Annotated in this window: 5 protein-coding genes; all 5 read left to right on the forward strand. The window is 44.0% G+C overall.

Annotation, left to right across the window (positions count from 1 at the left end):
• Positions 1-234: 234 nt before the first annotated feature.
• The 5 genes from IQ229_RS04425 to IQ229_RS04445 all read left to right on the forward strand — a co-directional run bounded on the left by IQ229_RS04425 (position 235) and on the right by IQ229_RS04445 (position 8,276).
• On the forward strand, positions 235-1,263 hold the full coding sequence (locus tag IQ229_RS04425) for an ABC transporter substrate-binding protein (protein WP_194041633.1): 1,029 nt from the start codon (positions 235-237) through the stop codon (positions 1,261-1,263).
• Positions 1,264-1,722: 459 nt separating this feature from the next.
• Complete coding sequence (locus tag IQ229_RS04430) at positions 1,723-3,279, forward strand: sugar ABC transporter ATP-binding protein (protein WP_194041635.1); 1,557 nt, start codon at positions 1,723-1,725, stop codon at positions 3,277-3,279.
• Positions 3,276-4,274, forward strand: a complete 999-nt coding sequence (locus IQ229_RS04435; RefSeq protein ID WP_194041637.1) for an ABC transporter permease subunit — start codon at positions 3,276-3,278, stop codon at positions 4,272-4,274. Before IQ229_RS04430 ends, IQ229_RS04435 begins: the two co-directional genes overlap by 4 nt.
• A 120-nt stretch (positions 4,275-4,394) precedes the next feature.
• A complete protein-coding gene (locus IQ229_RS04440; RefSeq protein WP_194041639.1) occupies positions 4,395-5,795 on the forward strand; it encodes a sugar porter family MFS transporter in 1,401 nt (466 codons plus the stop codon).
• Between the two features lie 867 nt (positions 5,796-6,662).
• Entirely contained in the window at positions 6,663-8,276 is a 1,614-nt protein-coding gene (locus IQ229_RS04445; protein WP_194041641.1) for an iron uptake porin, read from the forward strand.
• Positions 8,277-8,613 lie beyond the last annotated feature (337 nt).

An 8,613-nucleotide genomic window follows, 5' to 3' on the forward strand; every position in this document is an offset into this window, starting at 1 on the left:
ATATCATCCAGGGTAAAAAACCTGAATCATCAAATATTCTGATTCCAGTCAAGTTGCTTACTAGAGAGAACCTTAGCAGCTACAAAGGCTGGTAATTTTTAATTCGTAATTCGTAATTCGTAATTACAACATACAGAAAAAGGTTTGATACGGAAGGGTTAGAATCTTTGATCTGTTAAAAAAAATACATCAGTTCCAAATTCGGTGTAAATCAAAATGACTTTTAGGAGATATATGAATGTGAAAAAGATTGTAATTGCAGCTAGCATACTAGGTATCATTAGTGGTAGACTTGTCGGCTGTACAAATGGTTCTCCCGATAGCAACACTGCTACTAACACTGATATTAAACCTGCTACCAATACTAGTGCAGAAATAAAAACCGACACTGGGAATAGAAAGTTGCGATCGGTTGCCTTCACCGTTGGCGATCTAAGTAACCCTTTCTTCGTCGTTATGGGACAAGCAGTTGAGGCAGAAGCGAAGAGAATTGGCGGAAAAGATGTCAATGTGATTATAGCTTCTAGTGCCTATGACCTCAACCAACAAGCCAACCAAATTGAAAATTTTACTGCTGCGAATACTGACATCATTGTTTTAAATGCTGCTGACAAAAATGGAATTAGACCAATAGTTCAAAGAGCAAAAAAAGCAGGTAGAATTGTCATTGCTGTAGACACAGGTGCAGAGGGAGGTGTGGATGCAACCATCACGACTAATAATGTCCAAGCTGGAGAAGTTAGTTGCAAATATATTGCTGACCGCCTCAAAGGTAAAGGCAATGTAGTAATAGTTAACGGGCCGCCAGTGGACTCAGTAATTCAGCGAGTTAGTGGCTGCGAAAATGTATTATCCAAATATCCCAATATCAAAATCCTCTCTAAAAACCAGAATGCAGATGGTAGCCGGGATGGAGGACTGAGAGTTATGACTGATTTACTCACAACCTTTCCGAAGATTGATGCTGTTTTTGCCATTAACGATCCAAGTGGACTTGGCGCAGAACTAGCAGCGAACCAAGCACAACGTAAAGATTTCTTTATTGTCGGGGTTGATGGTGCGCCAGAAGCAATAACTGCGATCGCCAATAAAGATGGTTTATATGCCGCAACTGCTACTCAAAATCCGCGAGGAATGGCCCAAAAAGCAGTTCAAGTTGGCAACGACATTTTAAATGGTAAGAAACCTGCTAATCCAACCATTCTGATTCCAGTTAAGTTGATTACAAAAGATAATGTCAGCACTGAAAAAGGCTGGGAGTAATAAAAATTCTGAATTTGCAATTGAGAATTATGTCTTTTGATATAACTCCTTTGGCGCATTTGTAAAGTTTTTGCACATACCTAAAATGTCCGACAGTTTTACATTTAAATTAATACCAAACCTCATCTCTATTCCTGTCTTTTTTTAATAGAAAGATGGGTTTAGAAAGAGGTTAAAACTCTGCTGTACCGAATTGAGAACCGCTATGTATGTGCATTAGTGGAAAGTTTGAGTGTCTATTTATAGCAGTTAGACTTTCCCAAAAACTTCTATAACGTTAACAACCAAGTATGAAAATATCTCTTTCCCATTCGCTATTTTCAAACTAGTAGTCAGCTTTTAAAACATGATTTTGCGAACAATCAAATATGAGTTTATTAGTTTCTAATTTACAATCGCGCGATGCCTACGGCGGGCTGCGCCTACGCGAATTTTAAATAGTTTTTACAGGTTTTGCTCATGACAACCAATATTGAAACCTCACGTTTTGATACACCAACTAGCACCCCAGTGTTAGAAATGCAAGGAATTACAAAACGATTTCATGGTGTATCTGCGCTCCAAAATGTTAATCTCACGATTTACCCAGGAGAAGTTCACGCCCTCATGGGTGAAAACGGAGCAGGCAAAAGCACATTGATGAAAATCCTGGCAGGGGCTTACATTGCCGACGAAGGAGAAATTCGCATCAATGGTCAACCCTTAAAAATTACCGACCCAGCGACAGCACGCAAAGCGGGTATTAATCTCATTTATCAAGAATTGAATGTTGCACCGAATTTAACCGTTACCGAAAATATGTTTATGGGTAGCGAGTTGCGGCGAGGTCAGCTTTTAGACCGCAAAGCGATGCAACTGGAAGCAGAAGAAGTGCTGGACAGCCTTGGAGCTAATTTTACCGCCCAGACAATAGTTGGTACTTTGTCCATTGCCGAACAGCAGCAAGTGGAAATTGCCAGGGCGCTGAAGGATAAAAGCCGCGTTTTGGTGATGGATGAACCAACAGCAGCCCTATCTGACCGCGAGAGCGACCATTTATTTGAGGTAATTCGCAAACTGCGCCGTGATGGTATTGCGATTATTTACATCAGCCATCGGATGGAAGAAATCTATGCCCTAGCTGACCGGATTAGCGTGTTGCGTGATGGTCAATATATTGGCAGTCTCACACGCAGTGAAATTTCTCCACAGCGATTGGTGCAGATGATGGTTGGTCGCTCCATGCAAGACTTTTACGAACATCAACGGCAAACGAATCCTGGGCCAGTCGTGCTGGAAGTCAGAAATATGAGCGACGCCCGAAAGAAGATTGAGCCGGCTAGTTTTAAAGTTCATGCTGGAGAAATTGTTGGTTTAGCGGGGCTGGTTGGTGCCGGACGCACAGAACTATCCCGGCTGATTTTTGGTGCAGACCGCAAGGCTAGTGGCGAAGTATTCTTGAATGGCAAAAAACTGGAAATTAATACGCCCAGTGATGCCATTGCAGCAGGAATTGGCTACGTTCCAGAAGACCGCAAAGACCAAGGTTTATTTCTGGAGATGAGCGCCCGCAAGAATATTGCCATCAACACACTCAAGCAAGATGCCAAAGCTGGAATTGTTAACTGGCCTTCAGTGAATCGCCTGTCAACAGAAGCGGTGGAAAACTTTAATATCCGCCTAGCCAATTTGGAAATTAGAGCATTGGATCTTTCTGGTGGTAATCAGCAGAAGCTACTGCTAGCGCGTTGGTTAGCCATTAAACCGAGAGTACTAATGTTAGATGAGCCAACACGGGGCGTAGATATCGGTGCCAAAAGCGAAATTTACCGAATTATGAGCGAATTGGCAGCGCAAGGTGTTGCTATTTTAATGGTTTCCAGCGAACTAGCGGAGATTGTCGGCATGAGCGATCGCGTCTTAGTGATGCGAGAAGGACAGCTGGTAGGCGAACTGGATGGCAGTCTTGGCAAAGAAATCACCCAAGAAAAGATTATGCACTACGCAACTGGAGCATCGGAGGTATCAGCATTATGAGTCAGACAGTCAGACCGCCTATCAATAAATCAGCCAACAATCCCGCAGCTCGCAACCGGAAATCAATCAGCACCCTGTTGGAAGTTGCGGGTATTTTGCCAATCTTAGTAATTATCTGCATCTTATTTGCATTCCTTTCTCCCAACTTCCTCACCGGTGCTAACATCGTCAATATCTTGCGTCAGGCATCAATCAATATTGTGCTGGCGACAGGAATGACCTTTGTAATTCTCACCGGCGGTATTGACCTTTCAGTTGGGTCAATCTTAGCTGTTTCTGCGGTAGTTGCATTGCTGGTATCGCTACTACCGGCTTTAAGTTGGGCGGCTGTACCTGCTGCGTTGCTTGCAGGATTGCTGTTAGGCTTACTCAACGGTGCGCTCATTACCTTCTTGGATGTGCCACCTTTTATTGTCACCTTGGGTTCACTTACAGCCTTGCGGGGTGTTGCCTTCTTGATTGCCAAAGGTACAACCCTGATTAACCCTGACATAAATTTTGCTTGGGTGGGTAATACATATATCGGCCCCATTCCTTGGCTAGTGATAATTGCGCTACTGAGTGTGATAGCTAGCTGGTTTATCCTGCGGCAAACTGTTTTAGGAGTGCAGATATATGCCGTTGGTGGTAACGAGCGGGCAGCCAGATTAACAGGGATTAAAGTTAATCGGGTGTTGCTATTCGTCTATGGTATTAGCGGATTACTGGCAGGTTTAGCAGGAATCATGAGCGCCAGCCGTCTTTATAGTGCCAGTGGCGTATTAGGTCAGGGTTACGAATTAGATGCGATCGCAGCTGTTATTCTAGGTGGAACCAGCTTTACAGGCGGTATTGGCACAATTGGCGGCACTCTTCTAGGTGCATTGATTATTGCGATTCTCAACAACGGTTTAACCTTGTTGAACCTATCTTACTTCTGGCAACTAGTCGTCAAGGGACTAGTAATTATTTTGGCAGTAACGATCGATCGGTTACGCAGACGTTCTAGACGGTGAAAAAGAGGCAGAGAGGCAAGGGAGCAGGGGAGCAGGGGAGCAGTTGCAGTAAGTCTTTCCCCTCCCTCTGCACCTCTGCCCCTCCGCACCTCTGCCCCATGCCCAATATATAAAAAACTTATGTCTACCACTACTACTCGTCGTAAATCCAGCACATTTTATGTCATCTTAATTGCTGGTGCTGCTGCCCTCGGCGGTTTTCTGTTCGGTTTTGACACAGCTGTGATTAACGGTGCAGTTGGCGCTCTTGCCAAAGCCTTTAATGCCAATAGTGTGCTAACTGGCCTTGCTGTGTCACTGGCATTGTTGGGATCTGCGCTAGGAGCCTTCTATGCAGGCAAAATCGCAGACCGTTATGGTCGAGTCAAGGCAATGATAGCGGCTTCCGTGTTGTTTACCATCAGCGCCATTGGCTCCGGGATTGCGTTTGGAATCTGGGATTTTATCTTTTGGCGGCTATTGGGTGGGGTTGCAGTCGGTGCTGCTAGTGTAATCGCCCCAGCTTACATCGCCGAGTGTTCTCCCAGCCATTTGCGAGGAAGATTAGGATCTCTGCAACAATTAGCGATCGTAGTTGGAATTTTCATTGCACTGATATGCGACTACTTTATTGCTGTGTCAGCAGGTTCAGCCGAGTCGCCGTTTTTGTTTGGTATCGCGGCTTGGCGCTGGATGTTTTGGACAGAAATTCCTCCAGCCGTACTTTACGGAATGTCCGCTTTAATGATTCCCGAATCTCCCCGGTACTTGGTTGCTCAAGGACGAGAACCAGAAGCTGCTAACGTTCTGACCAAGATTTTGGGAGGTGATGTGCTGCCAAAAATCGAAGAAATTCGGCAGACAGTGCTTCGTGAACGCCAGCCTAAGTTTTCTGACCTTTTAAGCAGAAGTGGTGGACTCCTGCCAATTGTTTGGATAGGAATAGGCCTATCTGTATTACAGCAATTTGTTGGGATTAATGTAATCTTCTACTACAGCAGCGTTTTGTGGCGGGCCGTTGGGTTTTCCGAAAAAGATTCCCTATCAATTACGGTGATTACAGGAGCCGTCAACATTATTACAACACTGATTGCGATCGCCTTTGTAGATAAATTTGGTCGCAAGCCCTTACTTATAGTAGGGTCGATTGGCATGACCTTGACTTTGGGGACGATGGCTTATCTCTTTGGCAATGCTCCCCTCGATGCTGCTGGGAACCCCAATCTTACCGGAAGCGCCGGGACTATGGCTCTCATCGCAGCCAACCTCTATGTATTTTGCTTCGGTTTCTCTTGGGGGCCAGTGGTTTGGGTGCTGTTGGGAGAAATGTTTAATAACAAAATTCGAGCTGCTGCACTTTCAGTTGCTGCTGCTATGCAATGGATTGCAAATTTTATCATTTCCACAACATTTCCTCCTATACTGCAATACTTCGGTCTAGGTTCTGCCTATGGACTCTATACAGTTGCAGCAGCTACCTCATTCTTTTTCATTCTCTTTTTTATTAAAGAAACCAAAGGAATTGAGTTAGAAGATATGTAATTGGCAGCCATCTAGTACTGCTGCGCGTAATTCGTAATCTGTATCTCTGTATCCTCTGCACCTGTGAGGTTATATCATGTCCGGTTAAAGACTTATCATTAAGACCGCAGAGGGGAGGGTTTTTTAGGCTTTCTGCATAGATTTGGGAATCATAACTAATTAGCCGGACATGAGGTTACATAGTTAAAGGAGTTTGTAGTAAGCACTTTAGTGCTTAGATTAGGGCTAGAGTCACCCACTACGAACTTCTCAAAATTAATGTGGTGGAGTACTAATAGTCTGTCCCATTAATTTTACGGGGCTGCTAGATCCCCGACTTTTTCAAGAAGTCGGGGATCTGAACACCACTAACCTCTCAAAACTTTTGGGACAGACTACTAGATGGAACATTCACAACTGATGACGACAAGCTAATTGAATAATATGTAGGAGTGTGTTTATAAATCCAGTATTTTCCTAATTCACTTAATGAGTCTGCATTCCCATTTTTGAGCGTACATCTTGGAGAAAATATCAGACAACAACTAAATACAAACTCTCGCTTCAGTCAATCACTAAAAAGATGGAAACTATCAATACGGCTCTTTGTTCTTCTGGTTTATCCGGTATGGTATTTCATGCGCCGTTAAATCTATTGTTAGTAATCAGCCAATTGCTGTTACCACCGAAGACGGAATTAATGTAATGAAAATTATAGAAGCAGCTATTAAAAGCAGCAATGAGCTAAAAATTCATAACGTTGCTTGAAGTGAGCTAAAACTCCAACTTAAAAATATGTAATGTAATGTTGATTAGCTCATACTTTGGTTCGAGGATAATTTCTTTCGTTACAAGCTGATAATTCAACCATTTTCAATTAAAAAATCAATGCTAAAAACTATTTTTCCTAGCTTTTTTATTTTATTTTTGGCAATTCCAGCAGTTTGGGCAGCACCTCCAGAAGACGATCCTAATGCAGCAGATGCTAATCGGACTTTGCAGGGACAAGTCACTTCTGTTTCCCAGTTTTCTGATGTACAACCAACCGATTGGGCGTTTGGTGCATTGCAATCTTTAGTGGAACGCTACGGTTGTATTGCAGGTTATCCCAATTCCACTTATCGCGGGAACCGTGCCTTAACTCGTTATGAGTTTGCCGCAGGTTTAAATGCTTGTTTGGATCGGATTAATGAGTTAATTGCCACAGCTACTAGCGATTTGGTTAACAAGCAAGATTTGGCAGTGATGCAAAAGTTGCAGCAAGACTTTGCCGCAGAACTGGCAACTCTGCGCGGACGAGTAGATGCCTTAGAAGCACAGACAGCAACATTGGAGGCGCAGCAGTTTTCTACTACTACTAGGTTGAATGCTCAAATTATCACCGCCGTTAGTGATACCTTTGGTAATAGAGTAGGTGGGGAAGATGATGAATCCAATCTCTACTTTGCAAATCGGGGTCGTCTCAACTTTGAGAGCAGTTTCACTGGCAAAGATTTATTGCGAGTTCGGCTAGAATTTGGTAACTTTACGAATTCTAATGGTGCAAGCCAAATTGCCGCAGCCACAGGCACAGGGATGACACGCCTGAACTTTGATTATGGCAGCAACGAGACACTTTTTGTCCCCCACATCCGTTATTACTTCCCAGTCAGTGAATCCCTTAACTTCGTTGTTGGGCCTACAGGCATTGGTTACACCGACATTTCCACCACCGTTACTCCCCCCACAATTGCTGATGATGGTAATGGGGTTCCCTCACTTTTTGGATCGTACAGTCCCTTATTCCGGCGAGGTGGCGGTGGTGCAGCGGCTAACTGGAACATTACCCAAGACTTGGTTCTCACCTTGGGCTATTTAGCAAGCAGTCCTAATGTGCCATCGGGGAGCAACGGCTTGTTTGATGGCGGCTACAACGCCCTAGCGCACTTAGCCTATTATGGTAAGCAAGGAGCGATCGGTATTGCCTACTCTCATGGCTATAGCCCTGGTGGAGTAGTCGATATCTCTGCTGGGACGGGTAGTGTCCTGTCAAATGCTCCCTTTGGCAACAACATTGCTACTTCCAACGATATTGTAGGCACACAGGGATACTATCGCTTCTCCCCGAATTTCCAAGTCCACGCTTGGGGTGGATATATTTGGGCAAATGCCGAGAGTTCTGGTTTGAGTGATATTTCCAATGGTAGGGGTGGATCAGATTCTCTATTTGTGAACAATGGTGCCAATGCCAATGTCTGGTTTGGGGCGGTTGGTGTGTCGTTTCCCGATGTGGGTGGTAGAGGCAATCTCCCAGGAATTCTCTTTGGTATACCACCTCATGTCTCTAACAGCGATGTCCGTCAAGACCGGGACAACGCTTACCATATCGAAGCATTTTATCGTTATCGGCTAAATGACAACATCTCAGTTACTCCTGGTTTTTGGGTGATTCTCAACCCGGAAAACGATAGCAGAAATGATACGCAGTATGTGGGTGTGCTTCGCACAACCTTCGATTTTTAACTGAATGTGAATGGTTTGCTTGATGGACAGAGTGCTGAGTATTCAGCACTCTTTTGGGACTTACAGTGAAAAAACAAAAATTATTCTTCTTAGCTTTGTCGTCGCTGTGCGAATTTTACAACCGATTCAAGGACGGGGTAATCCTGATTTGCTTGCAACTGTTGCTTTTTCCATGAGCAACACAATGAACCTATCCTACTATTCTAAAAATCCCTAATTCTTCTTGTAAAATGTGCCTGAAAACTTTGATTTTTCGTTTTTAGCGCTCACTCAGCTTAAGAGGTTGCTTAAAAAGTAGTTGACTGTGATTTTGATCGCACTATTACCCCCCTTAATC

This window comes from Nostoc cf. edaphicum LEGE 07299 (assembly GCF_015207245.1).
Classification (GTDB): Bacteria; Cyanobacteriota; Cyanobacteriia; order Cyanobacteriales; family Nostocaceae; genus Nostoc; species Nostoc edaphicum_B.